This window comes from Tabrizicola piscis, from assembly GCF_003940805.1.
Classification (GTDB): domain Bacteria; phylum Pseudomonadota; class Alphaproteobacteria; order Rhodobacterales; family Rhodobacteraceae; genus Tabrizicola; species Tabrizicola piscis.
Genome location: NZ_CP034328.1, coordinates 3,308,645 through 3,325,848 on the forward strand (window position 1 = coordinate 3,308,645; position 17,204 = coordinate 3,325,848).

A 17,204-nucleotide genomic window follows, 5' to 3' on the forward strand; every position below is an offset into this window, starting at 1 on the left:
TTGCATCACGCCCCCTTCGGCCAGCGGCGGTGCAGGTCGTCGATGGCAACGGCGTGGGCGTGGTGCTGACCGTGTGCGGCCAGATGCGGGTGGTCGGGCGGCAGATCGGGGTGGTCGTGTCGCAGGATGTTCTGGTCATCGGCTGGCCAGAGCCGCAGAACGGCGGTCAGAGCCGCCGCGCCGATGACGGCAAGCGTGATCGCCGCAACGGAAAGTCCGGCGCCCGCGCCGATCCAGCCGGCGAGGGGATAGGTGACCAGCCAGCAGGCGTGCGACAAGGCAAACTGCGCGGCAAAGACCGCGCCCCGGTCGGTATCATGCGCGGAACGGTTGATGATCCGCCCGATGGGGGTCTGGGTCAGGGAGAACCCGAAACCGATTGCCGCCCAAAGCGCAATCAACATGCCAAGGCTGCCCACCATCGGCACCAGCGCCACGCCGGCGACCATCAGCGCCGCGCCCCCGATCATCACTGGCCGATCGTCCAGCCGGTCAAGAATGCGCGGCAGCAGAAACGCCGCCAGCATGGACCCCGCGCCGAAACCCGCGAAGGCCAGCGCCACGGCTTCTTCGCCCAGACCCAGTCGCGCCTGCACCAGAACGACCGTGTTCACGTAAACCATCGACCCTGCGGCTGCGACGGCGGCCTCCATCACCATCAACCCGCGCAGGCGGGGGGTGCGCGTGTAGATGCGGATGCCCTTGGTGACATCGGCCCAGAAGGGGCTGCCTTCCACTCTTGCCCGGTTGGGCAGGCGCGCCGTCACCACAAGCAGCGCCGACGCGACAAAGCCCAGAACCGTGCCCGCAAACAGCGCAGGGAAGCTGACAACCGTCAAAAGCAGCGCTGCCAGCATGGGCGAGGCCAATTGCTCCAGATCCTCGGTCAGCCGCAGCAGGGACAGGGCGTTGGTGTAGTCCCCCTCGTCTTTCAACACGTCAGGAACCACAGCCTGAAACGCCGGAGTGAACCCGGCCGAGGCGGCCTGCAGGAAGAAGATCAGCACATAGATCTGCCAGACCTCGGACACGAAGGGCAGGAAGGCGATGACGGCCGCACGGATCAGGTCCAGTCCGACAAGAAAGGCCCGGCGTGGCAGGCGTTCCGCGATAGCCGCCGCCAACGGGGCCAGCGTCACATAGGCCACCATCTTAATTGCTAGCGCCGTGCCCAGCACGGCACCCGCATTGTCACCTGCAAGCTGCCAGGCCAGCAGGCCAAGCGCTACGGTCGCAAGACCCGTTCCCAAAAGCGCAACAAGCTGTGCGGCGAAGAGATGACGGAAGGTCGGGTTCTTCAGCGTGCTGAGCATCTTACAGCAGCTTCGTCAGGGCCTTGATCTCGGCCAGATCGTGATCGCTGGCAGCCGAGACGCAGTGGTCAATGTGGTCATGGATCAGCGCGCGCTTCGCCTCGGCCACCGCGCGTTCGACCGCGTGCAGTTGCGTGGCCAGATCGACGCATGGCCGCCCCTCCTCGATCATGCCGATGATGCGGCGCAGATGCCCTTCGGCACGTTTCAGCCGGGTCGCAATGGCTGGGTGGCTGGCATGGATATGAGGTTCTGACATGGAGTGAGCCTATCCCCCCGGGGGGGATAAGGCAAGCGAAGGAACAGGGGAATGCGTCCGCGACGGAAAGGGCGATGCAAAGACGGCTGGCGGGATGCGGCGGGCTTTGGTCGCTTTGTGATGGGGGTCACCTTGATCGGGGGCGTCTGGCGGCCCATCTCGATCAACGCTGATGTCGTCAACCCGGGTCTCCTCTCGGGCCTTTGGGCTTGACCAGATGCCGCGCAACCGTGAGGATTCTGATCAGCTATGCGAACACGCCTGAGAGGACTATTTGATGATCGAATCTTTTGGTGACCGATACGGTTCGCGCCCTATGTGAGGACAATGGACGGTGCTTCCCTGATTGGATCGGGTTAGGACAAGCGCCCGTTGGGGTGGACATCTTGAGACGAATGTGGAATGGCCCCCGTGCCTCCGGCAGTTGGGGGCGCGGCTAAGGAGTAAGAGTAGGTGACAATTGTCGTTGCGAATGGTCTACCCAAATCTGGCAGTACCTGCATTGAGTATACTTGTGGTGCCGTTGCCGAGATGTTGAACGGCATGCCGGTGGCAGAGTTCAAGTCTTCGATTGGAATGCCAGATCTTGAGAGCTATATCGAAACGCCTGATGAAGAGCTGATCGTTCGCATCGAAACGGCTATGTCCGACCGTGACGGAATGATCATTCTCAAGTCACACACCTTATTGGATGCCTTCTTAAGCGAAAGCGTCACATCTGGGCGAATTTCTGTAGTGGCGTCGTTTCGTGACCCGCGTGATATTGCTCTTTCGATGCTGGATGCGGGTAAGATTGAACGAAAAACTGGCAGCTCACGTTTTTTCTACCAGTTTGAAAACATCGAGCAGGTCATCGGCCCGATAAAATGGTATTCCCACAACCTCTCCGTTCTCTCTCGCCTGCCAAATGTCTGTTTGATTCCCTTCCATCTGATCGCGAAAGATTTTCCGTTTGTAGTTGGCATGGTCACAGACCATTTGGGTGCTGGCCATATTCGAGATCAAGTATATGAAGACGTGTCCGGGAAAATCGCTGATCTGCCCGAGTTCAACAAAGGGATCGCAGACCGTTTTGTAACGGAGCTTTCGGATGAGGATCTGCGCATCGTCTGCGAAAGCCTGAAGGAAGAGGCCGCGCTTTATGACGTGTGTTTCCGTGACGTCTTTCAGCGTTACGGTCGCCTCAAAGAGGCGGAGGACATCATTGCCGAAAGAGATGCAAGAATAGCCAAACGACTTCAGCCATCAACCGCCAAGCCAGTAAAAACGGTTGAAGATCCTGACAGTCTCCAACAAATCGCTATGGAGATTTTGAAGAGGAAACCATTGGATTTCAGCCGCTTGTCGGCTGAAGTGGGCGGGTTGGATCGTGAGGCTGCGGCCAATAAGCTTCGTGCCGTCAAAGATCACATCCAAGCGAAAAGTCCGTCACAGTTCGCCATGGCACTGTCGGTTCCGCTTGCTATTCTGGGTGACCAGTTGGGTCGGGAAAAGCTTCGGCGACCTGCGCGCGTCAAGTTTCTGGTTCCTACGCTAAGCCTGGCAATCGGCTTGTTGGATGGATCGGCGAAAGATCGTGATTTTCGGGCCTTCGCTAGCGCGATGGTGGGCGCATCCTTCGCTGCGCGGCGCGAAGCTGTCACATTCATGATCGCCAATGTACAAAGCATTGACGCGCTGAAACGCCTGCTTGCGGCACTTAACTTTTCCGATGGCGCAACGAAAGACGCAGTGCGCAAGGCGGCAATGGCGTCTGAAGCTGCAGGTGATCCGCTGCACGCCGCCCATTTTTGGGAGGCGCTGGCACTTTCTGGCTCCGCACAGGTGTGGGCTCACCTTAGCGCAATCAGAAACTGGGTCGCCACTGGTGAGATTGAGCGGGCGCAGTTGATTTCGAAACTTCTTGTGCCGGCTGACGCGCGTGGTGATGCCCTTCTCTCAATGGCAAGGGCCATGCGCCTGTGCGGCAATTACGAGGGCGCAGTTGAGGCAGCGCGCGAAACAGTTCGTAGGGTAGAGGGTGGAACACTCGAACTGACACCACAGAACTGGCGTCCGCTGGTCAACCAACTTGCTATGGGTGGTGACTTCAAGTCTGCAGACAGGATCAGCCCGAAGGCCATGGTGCCCGATCAGGTTGCGCGTTGCGTGATATTTGACCCTGGGCACACTGACGGGCCCGGTCATCATGCGATTTACAACCATTTCTTTGCGGATGTTCTGGGGGAGTTAACAGGTGAGCCGCCTGAAATCATCGTTGGGCGGCAGTACTCGGGTATCAGCCTTGAGGGGCGCAGGGTCAGGAAATCAACGCTTTTCGCGCCATATGTTGACCCCAAGGACCTGATCGATCCACGCTCGGTTGAAGGAACGAACCGTTTTCTGAAGGGCGAACTGGACAGTCTTTTTGAAAATGGTGTTCCGGATGTTCTGGTGCTGCACTCGCTTTATGGGCGGATGTTGCCAGGGCTTGTGAGCTGTCTGAAGGACCTTGGGCAAGCACGACCACGTGTGTTGATCCTCGGGTTCCTGAACGCCGACCAGCCCCTTCTCGCCAGCCTTGAGGCTGCTTTTCCCGGGATGGTCGCGGATACGTTCAAGGCCCTGTCAGAGGTTTCGGGAGCAGACTCAATACTTTTTGCAGAAACATCAGCGACGATCGACTGGCTCGGCAGCGAAGCCCCATCAATCCCTGTGGAAAAATTCCCCTATTTGCCCTCTGAGCGCATGATGCGTTTGCCAAGGCGGGATGTGGACCATCCGACATTCGGCATTCTCGGCGGGACGCGGCAGGAACGCGGAATCGGTCCAATTCTGCAGGCGATCGAGATCGCTCCTGACGATATTCGATGGCTGGTGCAGGTGGACGGAGAGGTGGTTTCGCGTTGGAACAACGGCGCCCATGACAGACTGGAGCGTCTTCGCGCAGCAGACCGGGCTCAGGTTGAATTCCTTGACGGCATGCTGCCCGGGACGGGATATGAAGATGCTTTCGCGCGCCTTGATGTTCTTGTCCTGCCCTACACGGCGGAGTACGGCATGCGCGGATCGGGCGTGCTGTGGGAAGCAATCCACGGCCGCAAGGCCTTGATCTTAAGTATGGAATCTGGCCTTTGCAGTGAACTGGACGCAGTCGGTTATCCATACCTCGGCATCCCTGCCGGTGATCCTCAGTCGATCGCAAAGGCCGTTGCCGAGATGTCTGAAACCTGGCCTGGAACCAAAGCCGCCATTGCGGCATTCCATCAATCACAACCTCAGCTGCCGGCGGATGTCTTCCGAAGCTTGCTCAGTGAACGGCTGTCAAAGCTTGATCTGGCGCGCGACGGGTACCGGCGTCACCGTTCGACTGTACGTTCCGCCAACATGAGGTCCCGATGAGACCTGCGCACAAATGACATCCGAGGTGTCGGCACACTCACGCTGAAAAACCTCTCAAAAATCGCGCAGTTCGAGCAAAGGACAAAAGAGCACAATGAAAAAAGCGCTTATCACCGGAGTGACGGGACAGGATGGCTCCTACCTTGCTGAGTTTCTGCTGGAAAAAGGCTACGAGGTCCACGGTATCAAGCGTCGTGCCTCTTCCTTCAACACGCAGCGCATTGATCATATCTACGAGGATCCGCACACCGACAATTCGCGGTTCAGACTGCACTATGGCGACCTGACAGACAGTTCCAACCTCACGCGTATCCTGCAAGAGGTGCAGCCCGATGAGGTGTATAATCTGGGGGCGCAATCGCATGTCGCAGTCAGCTTTGAAGCACCCGAGTACACCGCCGATGTTGACGGGATCGGGACGTTGCGCCTGCTTGAGGCGATCCGGTTTCTCCGCCTGGAAAACAAGACCCGTTTCTATCAGGCCTCGACCTCCGAGCTTTACGGCCTGGTCCGGGAAACGCCACAGACGGAAACCACTCCGTTCCATCCGCGCAGCCCATATGCCGTCGCCAAACTGTACGCCTACTGGATTTTGGTGAACTATCGCGAGGCTTACGGAATGTATGCCTGCAATGGCATCCTGTTCAACCATGAGAGCCCAAGGAGAGGGGAGACCTTCGTGACCCGCAAGATTACGCGCGGTCTGGCCAATATCGCCCAGGGCCTTGATCAGTGCCTTTACATGGGAAACATCGACGCGCTGCGGGATTGGGGACACGCGAAGGACTATGTTCGCATGCAGTGGATGATGCTCCAGCAGGCTGAGCCGGAGGATTTCGTGATCGCGACAGGTCTGCAATACTCGGTGCGACAGTTCATCGCCTGGTCCGCTGCAGAATTGGGCGTCACGCTTGAGTTTTCTGGCGAGGGCCTTGGCGAAATCGCCACGGTTGCAGCCATCGAAGGTGACAATGCGCCGGCGCTTTCGGTGGGTGACGTGATCATGCGCATTGATCCGCGCTACTTTCGTCCGGCCGAGGTTGCATCACTGCTTGGAGACGCTACGAAAGCGCGGGAGAAGCTCGGCTGGGTCCCGGAGATTTCGGCGCAGGAGATGTGCGCGGAGATGGTCGCCGAGGATCTCAAAAGCGCGAAACGTCATGCTTTCCTGAAAGCAAACGGCTTGAATATTCCCATGTCCATCCAAGGGTGATCCCGATGAAGATCTATATTGCAGGCCATCGGGGCATGGTTGGCGGAGCAATCCTGCGCCAGCTTGAGGCGCGCAGAGATCGTGGTGATGATCTAACTCTGATCACCCGAACCCATGAGGCGCTGGACCTGACGGATCAGGCTGCCGTGAGGGTCTTCTTTCAGACCGAGAAACCCGATCAAGTTGTGCTGGCCGCGGCCAGGGTCGGGGGAATTCACGCCAACAATCATTATCCCGCACAGTTCATCTACGAAAACCTTATGATCGAGTGCAACGTGATCCATGAGGCCTATGCCGCTGGCGTCACAAAGCTGCTTCAGTTGGGATCAAGCTGCATCTACCCAAGGCTCGCTGTCCAGCCGATGCGGGAAGATGCTCTCTTGACCGGCCCGCTTGAGCCCACGAATGAGCCCTACGCGATTGCCAAGATTGCCGGGATCAAACTGTGTGAAAGCTACAACCGGCAGTATTCCACCGACTACCGCTCGGTTATGCCGACCAACCTCTATGGACCGGGCGACAATTTTCACCCTGATAACAGCCATGTGTTGCCAGCACTGCTTCGCCGTTTCCACGAGGCCGTGAGGAATGACAATGAGGAAGTCGTGATCTGGGGTACAGGAGCCCCGATGCGGGAGTTCCTGCACGTCGACGATATGGCGGCGGCATCCCTGTTTGTGATGGAACTGCCAGAGGACATCTACCAGCGCGAAACGTCCCCAATGCTAAGCCATATCAACGTCGGATCGGGGACTGACGTGACCATCCGGGAATTGGCAGAATTGGTCGCCGGGGTGGTCGGCTTCAAAGGGCAGATTGCTTTCGACACGACGAAACCAGATGGTGCACCAAGAAAGCTGATGGACGTCAGCCGGCTGGCGCGCCTTGGCTGGAAGAGTTCAATCTCGTTGGAGGACGGCATCAGGTCCACCTACGACTGGTTCCTGAAGCAGAGCGAGCAGGGCTTGCGGGCGAAATAGAGCCGAGAAGGTATTCAGGTTTCCGGCAATTTCTCTGACACCGACCCTGAGCCCGGTCTCGGTGCCTGGTCTGGCCGTTGCGATGCAGCACAATGCGGCCGTGAAGGATCACGGCGTGGTGCCTTGCGCCGCGGGTACTGGTCCGAAATGGCGCGGGTAAAGCGCGCTTAGCCCGGCAAAGACAGTATCCATGGCCTCTTGGACGGGGTAGGGCTCCACCAGCGTCATCATGTCCAGCCAAACGCCTTCGGTCATGATGCGTATCAGTCGGGCCGTGCGTCTGGGATCACTGGCATAGCCGTACTGGGCGTTCATCCGGGCGCAGATCTCTTCCAATGTCTGGTTGTAATGCGCATCGTTCGCGCCGCAGCGGGCCTGGTACAGCGGGCGGCTTTGGCTTTCCCCCCAGAACGCGCACCATGAGGACAGCCGATCCGGCGTGCAGACAGTGGGCGAGAAGTCTGCTTTGACGATGGCTGCCAATTGCGCCTCGGGGGCGGGTCCGGCCTCGGCCAGCGCAGCTTGCCAGTTGGTGCGGTATTCCTCGGACAGGTAGTCCAGGGTTTCGGACAGCAGGTTGTCCTTGGACTGGAAGTGAAACAGCACGAGGCCGTGGCTTAGCCCGGCGCGCCTTGCCACCTCGGTCAGCGTGGTGCGGGAAAAGCCGCGATCGGACAGTGTGGCAATCGTCGCTTCGATCAACTGCGTCCGCCTGGCATCACGGCTTTGCGTGCGGGGCAGAGGGGGCGCGGCAGTGGTTTGGGATGCGGTCACGTCGGCCTCTGGTTGTCTGAGGGTGAGTCTTAGCGTCCTGCGACCGGTGAACAATGCCAAAGTTCTGATTGACAATCCAGTCAGTCGAATGCCAGCCTTGGTGACCGCAACAATTCCGAGTCTGACATGACCAAACTTCCGACCCGCAACCTGACCAAGTCGAATGCCCAGTTTCAGCGCGCCGTGAAGCGGCTGCCGCTGGGGGTATCGTCGACATTCCGTTACTGGGGCGATGACCGGACGGTCTATGTCCATCACGGCAAAGGCGGGCGGACATGGGACATTGATGGGAACAATTACGTCGACTACCGCCTTGGCTATGGCCCAGCGATCCTTGGCTACGCCGATGATCGTGTGGACGCGGCCGCCCGCAAGGGGATGGAAGTGGGCGGTGTCTTTGCCCTGTCGACCGAGCGGGAACTGACCGTCGCGGACCGGATCGCCAAGATGGTGCCGGCGGCGGAACTGGTGCGCTTTTCCAATTCGGGCACCGAGGCGGTCATGGCCGCCTTGCGTCTGGCCCGCGCGCACACCGGGCGCGAGCAGTATCTGCTGGTTGAGGGCGGCTATCACGGGCTGTTCGACGCCGCGATGTGGATGTCGAATATGGATGAATGGGACCTCGGGTCGAACACGGACCCCGAGCTTGTGCCCTATGGCAAGGGCATTCCGCCCACGATCAAGCAGTTGGCGCATATCACGCCGATGAATGACTATGAGCGTCTGGAAGACATGTTCCGCAAACATGGCGACAGGCTGGCTGCCATGCTGATCGAGCCTATCCAGGGCAACTGCTGTTCGATCATGGCCGATCCGGCCTATGTCCGTCTGGCGCGCGAGCTGTGCACCAAACACGGCGTGATGCTGATCATCGACGAGGTGAAATCGGGCTTTCGTGTCGGCAAGGGCGGGATTCAAGGGTTGATGGGGGTGACCCCGGACATCACCACCTTCGCCAAGGCCGTCGCCAACGGCTATCCCATTGCGGTCATCGCCGGGCGCGAGGCGGTGATGCGCAACTTCCGCTATGGCGGGGCAAGTCATGGCGGCACCTATACCGCCCATTCCGTCAGCCTTGCCGCGGCCGAGGAATGCCTGCGCATCCTTGACGAAACCCCGGCGCTGGAGACGCTCGCCGCCTATGGCGAGAAGTTGAAAGCCGGGATCTCGGACATTCTGAACGCCCGCAAGATCGTGCATTCCTACACCGGGCATCCGTCAATGTTCGGGCTGTTCTTTGCGGAAACCCCGCCGGACAATTACCGGGCGTGGAAAACGTCGGACTATAGTTTCTATGACCAGATGGCCTATTTCCTGCATGACCTTGGCGTCATCGTGGAACCGGACAGCCGCGAACCATGGTTCATGTGCGAAGCGCATGGGCTGGACGCCACCTGCCTGACTGACACCCTGAAGGCCGTGGAAACCGCCGTCGACCTGACACTGGAACACGTCGAGGCCGAGGCGCGCGCATCGTGACCCTTGATGCGCTGATCATCGGGGCAGGGCACAACGGGCTGGTGACGGCCTGTTACCTTGCGCGGGCCGGGTTGAAGGTGCTGGTGGTCGAAAAGAACGACTGGATCGGGGGCGCCGCGGTCAGCCGTGAGCTGTTCCCGGGTTTCACCTATTCCAACTGCTCTTACGTCAGCAGCCTGTTCCGCCCCGAGATCATGCGCGATCTGGAACTGCCAAGGCATGGTCTGCAGATCCTGCCATATGAGGGTGGGGCGCTGTTCACCGGCGGCGGTGGCTATCTGGGCATGTTCCGCGACCATGAGGCGAACCGGCGCGAAATCGCCCGCCACTCCCCCCGCGATGCCGAGGCGTATGATCGCTATTCCCGCGACATCCTGCGCAACTGCCGCCTGATCCGCCCCATGCTGATGCGGCGGCCGCCGGATCTGGCCAGTGTCCGGCCACGCGATCTGGCGGAACTGGCTTGGCTTGGCAAGCAGATCACCGGCCAGTCTGAAACGCAGGTCTATGATATGCTGCGGTTCTGGACGATGTCGATTGCCGATTTTCTGGACGGCTACTTCGAAAATCCGGCTGTGAAGGCCTATCAGGCGGTGGGGTCGATCATCGGCACGGCGCTGGGACCGATGTCGCCGGGCACCGCCTACGTCCTCTTGCATCACGCGATGGGGGATGTGGATGGCAACGTCGGCTCATGGGGGTATTCCCGTGGGGGGATGGGGTCGATCACCAAGGCGCTGACCGACAGTCTGCGGGCCTCGGGTGGTGAGGTGCGGGTTGGGGCGGGGGTGCAGCAGATCGTCGTCAAGGGCGGGAAAGCCGTTGGCGTGGTGCTGGACACCGGCGAAGAAATCCGCGCTGCCCGCGTTGTGTCGAACATGGATGTGCGGCGGACCTTCCTCAAGCATGTCGAGGAAAAGGAACTGCCCGACCCGTTCCTGAAACGCGTGCGCGCCTTCAAGACTCGTGGATCGTCCGGCAAGCTGAACATCGCGCTGGACGGGGTGCCGCGTTTCCCAGCCCTTCCCGACGGCGCGCCGAACATCAAGGGCGATCTGCACTTCACCGACAGCATCGCGAAGATGGAAGCTGCCTATGACGACTGGAAGGCCGGCCATTTCAGCCGCGATCCGTTCCAGGATGTGATGATCCCCACGTTGATCGACCCGACCATGACACCTCCGGGCAAGCACTTCATGTCCTGCTTCGTGCAATACGCCCCGCCAAAGATCGAGGGGCGCGACTGGACCGACGCCGACCGCGACGGGTTCCGCGACGCCTGCCTCAACCAGATCGAGGCCTATGCGCCGGGCTTCAAGTCCCTGATCCTGCATGTCGAAGTCCGCACCCCGCGCGAGCTGGAGGCCGAGGTTGGGCTGACCGAAGGCAACATCTTCCAGGGCGAGCTGACCTTCGATCAGATGTTCTTCAACCGGCCCGTGCCGGGCTATGCGAACTACCGCAGCCCGATCCGCGACCTGTGGATCTGCGGGTCCTCCACCCATCCGGGCGGGGGCGTGATGGGCGCGCCGGGGCGCAACGCGGCGGCGGAAATCCTGCGCGACATGAAACGCCCGGCGAAGGACATGAGCGATGCCTATGCCATCGTATGATACCATCGTCATCGGCGCGGGGCTGAACGGGCTGGCGGCAGCGCATCGGCTGGCTGCGAAGGGCGCGTCCGTGCTGGTGCTTGAGGGGGCAGATACCCCCGGCGGTGGGGCGGCCCTGTCGCATCTGTCCTACAACCTTGACCCCCGGGTTGCGGCTGCGATGAACCTGTCGGCGCATGGGCTGGAATGGCTTGCCGCCAACCTTGCAACCACCGCCCTGTCACCGGATGGCAACCACCTGCGGCTGGAGGGCGCGCTGGGCGACCGGCTGACCGGTGACGTCCCGGCCCAAGACCGCGCCGCATGGGCCAGCTTGCGGGCAAGGCTTCTGCGCTTTGCCGCCGTCCTGTCGCCGCTGAACCAGATGACCCCGCCCCGCATCGCAAAGGGTGCGGGCAACCCGATGGTAAAGCTTGCGATGATCGGGCTGCGCGCCCGGCTGATGGGGGCCGCCGACTTCCGTGAACTTGGCCGGATATTGCTGACCAACGTGCATGACCTGCTGGATGACGAACTGACGTCACCGCTGCTCAAGGGCGCTTTGGCCTTCGATGCCACGCTGGGGGGCTGGCTTGGCCCCCGGTCGCCCAATTCGGTGCTGCCTTGGTTGGTCCGCCTGTCCGGGCAGACGGCGGGGGTGCAGGGTGCCTTGGGTCTGCCCAAGGGCGGAATGGCGGCACTGGGGACCGCCATGGCGCGGGCGGCTGCGGCACAAGGGGTGACCCTGCGCTGCGCCGCCCGCGTGTCCCGCATCCTCGTCGAGGGGGAGCGGGCGGTCGGTGTCGTCCTTGCCGGGGGGGAGGAGATCCGGGCTCCGCGCGTCGTGTCTGCCCTTGCGCCCAAGGTCACGCTCTTGGACCTGATCGGCCCAAGGCACATTGATGCCGGCCTGACCACGCGTGCGCGCCAGCAAAAGGCCCGGGGCGGTGCGGCCAAGCTGCACCTGACCCTGCGGTCCCTGCCGGATTTCCGCGGTGCCAACCCGAAGGACCGCCTGGTCATTGCGGCGTCGGAGCATGCCGTCGAACAGGCCTTCAACCCGGTCAAGTATGGCCAGACCCCCGAGGCCCCGGTGATGGAGATTGTGCTTCCCACCGCGCATGAACCCGCCCCCGATGGCCGCCACCGCCTGTCCGCCATCGTGCAGTTCGCCCCGCATGCGCCGCCAGATCGCGATGCCGCCCGAGCCGCGATGCTGCAAGCCTGCCTTGCCCAACTGGGGGCCTATGCCCCGGGCCTGCCAGACCTCGTCGAAGCCGCCGAACTGCTGATGCCCTACGACATCGAAGCGATGACCGGGCTACCCGGCGGGCAATGGCACGCGGGCGAGTTGAGCGTGGAGCAGATGCTGTTCCTGCGGCCGTTTCCCGGCCTGTCGCAGTACAAAGGACCGATCCCCGGCCTATGGCTGGCCTCGGCCGGATGCCACCCGGGTGGGGGAGTGTCCGGTTCGGCCGGCTGGAACGCCGCCGCGGCGATGGAGGCTGCCGGATGACCAGTCAGACGCCCAGCCTGCGCCACTATGAGACGCCGCTGCTTGCAACGCCCTTCCACGAACGGACCAGCGCCGCGAACAAACTTTGGGCATGGGGCAACTGGGGCGGCTATACCACCGCGCTGACCTTTGAAGACCTGTCGATGGAACATTCGGCCATCCGCAATGCGGCGACGGTTTACGATCTGTGCCCGATGATCAAATACCTGATCGAAGGGCCAGAGGCCGAGGCCTATCTCAACCGCCTGACGATCCGCAATGTCGCACGGCTGTCCGTGGGCGGGGTTCAGTACACGGCATGGGTCAATGACCAGGGCCATCTGCTGGATGACGGCACCCTGTTCCGGCTGGGGCCTGACAGCTACCGGCTCTGCTGTCAGGAGCGTCATCTGCCGTGGCTCTTGGACAGTGCGCATGGCTTTGACGTGACAATCACCGACGAAACCGAAGCGATTGCGGCCCTGTCGCTGCAAGGCCCCACCTCGGCCGAAGTGCTGCGCCTTGCGGGCTTTGCCATCGACGGGCTGAAGCCGTTCCGCATGGCCGATTTCCTTCAGGGGCAGGGTAGGGTGACGATCTCGCGCACCGGATTTACCGGCGATCTTGGCTATGAGCTTTGGACGACCCCAGATCAGGCTTTGCCGCTGTGGGATCGGCTGTTTGACGCGGGCCGCCTGCATGGCCTGCGCCCCATCGGCTCCGAAGCGCTGAACATCGCGCGGCTGGAGGCGGGGTTCATCATCACCGGAATGGACTTCACCCCGGCAGACATCTGCCTGCGCGAAGACCGGCTGCGCAGCCCGTTGGAAATGGGGCTGGGCTGGCTGATCGACTGGGACAAGGGTCATTTCACCGGCAAGGCGGCGCTGCTGCGGCAGCGGGACCGTGGCACCACATGGTCCTTCGTGGGGTTGGAGATTGACGGAAACATCCCGGCCGAAGGTGCGATCCTCTACCACGCCCAAAAGCATGAGGTGGGCGTCATCACCGGGGCTTGCTGGTCGCCCGCCTTGAAGAAAAACATCGCACTGGCGCAGATTTTGACGAAACATGCGGGGGGGGCCGATGTCTGGGCGGAAATCTACGCCCTGCGAGAGTTGCACTATGAAAAGCTGATGATGCGGGCGCGGGTGGTTGACCGGCCGTTCTTCACCCCCGACCGCCGCCGCGCCACGCCACCGGGGAGGTTTTGATGGGACAGGCTGATCGTCACCCCCTTTCGCCGCGCCTTGATCATTGCCCCGAAGGCCTGCCCCGCGCGGCCTATCTGGACCCCGGCTGGTTTGCCCGCGAAATGGCGACGGTCTTTGCCCGGCAGTGGGTCATGGTGGGCCGTGAAGCGGACTTTGCTGCCGGGACGATGCAACGCGTGACGCTTGGCGCGGCTGACGTGATCGTCGTGCACGATGCGGCCGGGACGCTCACCGCCTACCACAATTCCTGCCCGCATCGCGGATCCGAGCTGTGCCGCGAAGCGGTGGAGCCGGTCGGCAAGCTGATCCGCTGCCCCTATCACGCCTTTGCCTATGCCACCGCTGACGGTCGGCTGGTCTCTACCGCCCATGCCGTGCCGACTGCCGATTTCGACCCGCGCGCGCATGGGCTGAAGCCGGTGGCGTCGCGGGTCTGGAACGGGTTCCTGTTCCTGTCGCAAAGCGCCACCCCCGGTGAAATCTGGGCCGATGTGGGGCTGGACACGCTGCGAAACTGGCCGATGGCCGACCTTGTCACCGGGCACCGCTGGGAAACCGTGCTGGAGTGCAATTGGAAAGCCTTCTGGGAAAACTACTCGGAATGTCTGCACTGCCCCGGCATCCACCCCGAACTGTGTGACATGGTGCCGATCTACGGCACCGGCGTCATGGGCGCGTCCGAGGCACTGGGCTGGACGCCCGAGACCGCCGAACAGCCCAACCTGCGCCCGGGCGCGCAAAGCTGGACGCTGGATGGTGCGCTCTGTGGCCCGGTCTTTCCCGGGCTGACCAAGGCCGAACGGCAGGCGGGCTACAGCTTTGTCACGCTTTGGCCTTCGGCCTATGTGGTGGCGCACCCCGATTACGTCCGCGCCGTCCGGCTGGAGCCCCTTGGGCCGGAACAGACCCGGCTGATCGCGGAATGGTACTTCGCCCCCGAAACGCTGGCCCAGCCCGGCTTTGACGCGGAAAGCGTGGCCGCCTTCGCCAAGATCGTCATGGCGCAGGACGGGGCCGCGTCCGAAATGAACCATCGCGGCATGCGGTCCCCCGCCTTCACCGCGGCGCGGCTGATGCCCGAGGAATACGAGATCCACCGCTTTCAACAGTGGCTGCTGGCCGAGATGGAGAGACCCACATGACCGAACTTCCCTATCCAAGCCTGACCATTCCGAACGACTGGGACCGGCGCGGTCTGCCCGGCTGGACCTATCATTCCGACGCGATGTTCGCGCTGGAGCGTGACAAGCTGTTCCTGACCCATTGGCAGGTCGTGGGCCATGTCAGCGACATTCCCGATACCGGCGACTGGCTGGGCCATGACATGCTGGGCGAACGCGCTGTCGTGATGCGGGGAGCGGATGGCGTGGTGCGGGCCTTCCACAACCTCTGCCGCCACCGGGGCGCCCGCGTTGTCGAAGGCACGACCGGCCATTGTTCGGGGTCCATCGTCTGCCCGTTCCACGGCTGGGTCTACAACCTCGACGGCACCCTGCGCGGCGCGGCGCGGCCCACATCCTTTGGCGACCTCCCGCGTGAGAAATTCGGCCTGATGCCGATCGAGATGGAGGTTTTCCACGGCTTCATCTTTCTGCGCTTCAAGCCCGGCCCGCAGCCTTCGGTCGCCACGATCATGGCCCCGGTCGAGGCTGACTTGCTGGCCTATGGGGCCGAAAACCTGTTGCCGGTGCGGGAGCAGGAGTTTTCCGGCAGCTTGCCGGTCAACTGGAAATCCGTCCGCGATGTGGACAACGAAGGCTATCACGTCGCGATGGCCCATCCGGGCTTGCAGGACCTCTATGGCAGGACCTACCGCGATCTCAGCCTGTCAAACGGGTTGTCAGTCTCGCACGGGTTCTTTGGCGATGTGCCGGGACGGCTTTGGTCGGTGCGGAACTACGTCAAGTTCTCGCTCGACCGGCCGGACCTGCCCAAGCATCTGCAGAAGGCCTGGACCTATTACGGACTGTTTCCCAACATCGGGTTTGTCTTCACCCCGGAAGGGGCATTGTTCTACAAGGACACCCCGACTTCGGCGCGGAAGACGCATCAGTCCGGCCGCAGCTACCGCTGGCCGGGCGAAACCCGCCAGACCCGGCTGGCACGCTATCTGTCCTATCGGATCGACCGCGACACCTCGGCCGAGGATCGGCAGCTTTCGATCTGGTCGAACGAGTCGATGAAGTCGGATGCCTTTGAAGGATTTCACCTTTCCGACCTCGAATACGGGCTGCGCGCCCATCACGATGGGCTGCGCGCCGTGATGCCCGTGATGACCCTCGACAAGGCACCACCGGAAGACCGGATTGCCAGCCTGAACGAAGAAATGTCTTGCCAGACGAGTGTCGGGACGTAACCGTCAAAAGAAACACATTCAAAACACGGGGAGAAAACGCCATGAAACTCAACCGCCGTCAGACGTTGATCGGAACCGGGGCCATCCTGACTGCCCCTTGGGTGCGGCCCTCCTGGGCGCAGGCCGGGTCGCTGAATGTCTATAACTGGGCCGATTACATCGGCGAAACGACGGTGGCGGATTTCGCATCCGAGACTGGGATCGACGTGGTCTATGACCTTTACGCAAGCTCGGAAGAGATGCAGGCCAAGATGCTGGCAGGGTCGTCCGGCTATGATCTGGTGCTGCAGTCGGGGCTGTCCCTGCACCAGATGGTCAAGGCTGGGGTCTATCAGAAGATCGACCGCGCCAAGCTGACCGGTTTTGGCAATCTGGACCCGGACGTTCTCAAGATCGTGGACGGCTTTGATCCGGGCAACGAATACACGGTGCCTTACATGTGGGGCTCGGTCGGCATCACCTACAACCTGGATATGGTCCGCGAACGCCTGCCGGACGCCGATCTGGAAAGCCTCGACACGCTGTTCCTTCCGGAAAACGCCGCCAAGCTGGCCGATTGCGGGATTTCCATCCTCGATAGTCCGACTGACATCGGCTTTACCGTGCTGAAATGGCTGGGCATCGACCCCGATACCGCCGGCCCGGCCGAGTATGAGAAGATGGCCGCCGCCTTCGCCGAAATCCGCCCCTATATCGCGACCTTCGACAACGCGAACTACCTGACCGCGATCCCGAATGGCGAGGTCTGCGCCGTCAACAACTGGTCGGGCGACTATGGCGTGGCCAAGGCCCGCGCGGCCGAGGCCGGGATTGAGATGGACCTTGCCTATTATGTGCCAAGAACCGGCGCCCCGGCGTGGTTCGACCTTTGGGCCATCCCGTCCGATGCCAGAAACGTCGACAACGCCTACAAGTTCATCGACTACCTGCTGCGCCCCGAGGTGATCGCCGCCTGCACCAACTACACCGGCTATGCCAATGCCAACAAGGCGGCGCTGCCTTTGGTTGACCCCAGCATCGCTTCGGACCCGGCGATCTATCCCGACGCCGAAACACTGTCGCGGCTCTACACGCCCAAACCGCAGTCACCCGAGCAGGATGAGGCGATCACCCGGATCTGGACCGTGATCAAGACAGGCGGTTAAGAC

At 61.8% G+C, this 17,204-nt stretch carries 13 protein-coding genes; 10 read left to right on the forward strand and 3 right to left on the reverse strand.

What is annotated here, in order from left to right:
* Positions 1-5: 5 nt before the first annotated feature.
* Together EI545_RS16075 and EI545_RS16080 are read right to left on the reverse strand one after the other, a co-directional pair.
* A complete protein-coding gene (locus tag EI545_RS16075) occupies positions 6-1,313 on the reverse strand; it encodes an MFS transporter (RefSeq protein WP_125326401.1) in 1,308 nt (435 codons plus the stop codon).
* A gap of 1 nt (position 1,314) precedes the next feature.
* Complete coding sequence (locus EI545_RS16080) at positions 1,315-1,572, reverse strand: metal-sensing transcriptional repressor (protein WP_125326402.1); 258 nt, start codon at positions 1,570-1,572, stop codon at positions 1,315-1,317.
* 453 nt (positions 1,573-2,025) lie between these two features.
* Between EI545_RS16080 and EI545_RS16085 the strand changes: the two genes are divergently transcribed.
* From EI545_RS16085 to fcl, 3 genes are all read left to right on the forward strand, one after another.
* Complete coding sequence (locus EI545_RS16085; RefSeq protein ID WP_125326403.1) at positions 2,026-4,953, forward strand: hypothetical protein; 2,928 nt, start codon at positions 2,026-2,028, stop codon at positions 4,951-4,953.
* A 94-nt stretch (positions 4,954-5,047) separates the two neighbouring features.
* Complete coding sequence (gene gmd / locus EI545_RS16090) at positions 5,048-6,166, forward strand: GDP-mannose 4,6-dehydratase (protein ID WP_125326404.1); 1,119 nt, start codon at positions 5,048-5,050, stop codon at positions 6,164-6,166.
* Positions 6,167-6,171: 5 nt separating this feature from the next.
* A complete protein-coding gene (fcl, locus tag EI545_RS16095; protein ID WP_125326405.1) occupies positions 6,172-7,146 on the forward strand; it encodes a GDP-L-fucose synthase in 975 nt (324 codons plus the stop codon).
* Between the two features lie 108 nt (positions 7,147-7,254).
* Here fcl and EI545_RS16100 read toward each other — a convergent pair whose 3' ends face one another.
* Complete coding sequence (locus EI545_RS16100) at positions 7,255-7,848, reverse strand: TetR family transcriptional regulator C-terminal domain-containing protein (RefSeq protein WP_216842463.1); 594 nt, start codon at positions 7,846-7,848, stop codon at positions 7,255-7,257.
* 198 nt (positions 7,849-8,046) lie between these two features.
* Between EI545_RS16100 and EI545_RS16105 the strand changes: the two genes are divergently transcribed.
* Genes EI545_RS16105 through EI545_RS16135 form a run of 7 tightly spaced genes read left to right on the forward strand, consistent with a single transcriptional unit; the run spans position 8,047 to position 17,201 of the window.
* Positions 8,047-9,399, forward strand: a complete 1,353-nt coding sequence (locus tag EI545_RS16105; protein WP_125326407.1) for an aspartate aminotransferase family protein — start codon at positions 8,047-8,049, stop codon at positions 9,397-9,399.
* Positions 9,396-11,012: a phytoene desaturase family protein gene (locus EI545_RS16110; protein ID WP_245990118.1), complete on the forward strand. Its 1,617-nt coding sequence runs from the start codon at positions 9,396-9,398 to the stop codon at positions 11,010-11,012. Before EI545_RS16105 ends, EI545_RS16110 begins: the two co-directional genes overlap by 4 nt.
* Positions 10,993-12,507, forward strand: a complete 1,515-nt coding sequence (locus tag EI545_RS16115) for a phytoene desaturase family protein (RefSeq protein ID WP_216842464.1) — start codon at positions 10,993-10,995, stop codon at positions 12,505-12,507. The genes EI545_RS16110 and EI545_RS16115 overlap by 20 nt, the downstream gene beginning before the upstream one ends.
* Positions 12,504-13,700: an aminomethyl transferase family protein gene (locus EI545_RS16120; protein ID WP_125326409.1), complete on the forward strand. Its 1,197-nt coding sequence runs from the start codon at positions 12,504-12,506 to the stop codon at positions 13,698-13,700. Before EI545_RS16115 ends, EI545_RS16120 begins: the two co-directional genes overlap by 4 nt.
* Entirely contained in the window at positions 13,700-14,842 is a 1,143-nt protein-coding gene (locus EI545_RS16125; RefSeq protein WP_125326410.1) for an aromatic ring-hydroxylating oxygenase subunit alpha, read from the forward strand. The genes EI545_RS16120 and EI545_RS16125 overlap by 1 nt, the downstream gene beginning before the upstream one ends.
* Entirely contained in the window at positions 14,839-16,056 is a 1,218-nt protein-coding gene (locus EI545_RS16130) for an aromatic ring-hydroxylating oxygenase subunit alpha (RefSeq protein WP_125326411.1), read from the forward strand. The genes EI545_RS16125 and EI545_RS16130 overlap by 4 nt, the downstream gene beginning before the upstream one ends.
* A 41-nt stretch (positions 16,057-16,097) precedes the next feature.
* Positions 16,098-17,201, forward strand: a complete 1,104-nt coding sequence (locus EI545_RS16135) for a polyamine ABC transporter substrate-binding protein (RefSeq protein ID WP_125326412.1) — start codon at positions 16,098-16,100, stop codon at positions 17,199-17,201.
* Positions 17,202-17,204: the final 3 nt, after the last annotated feature.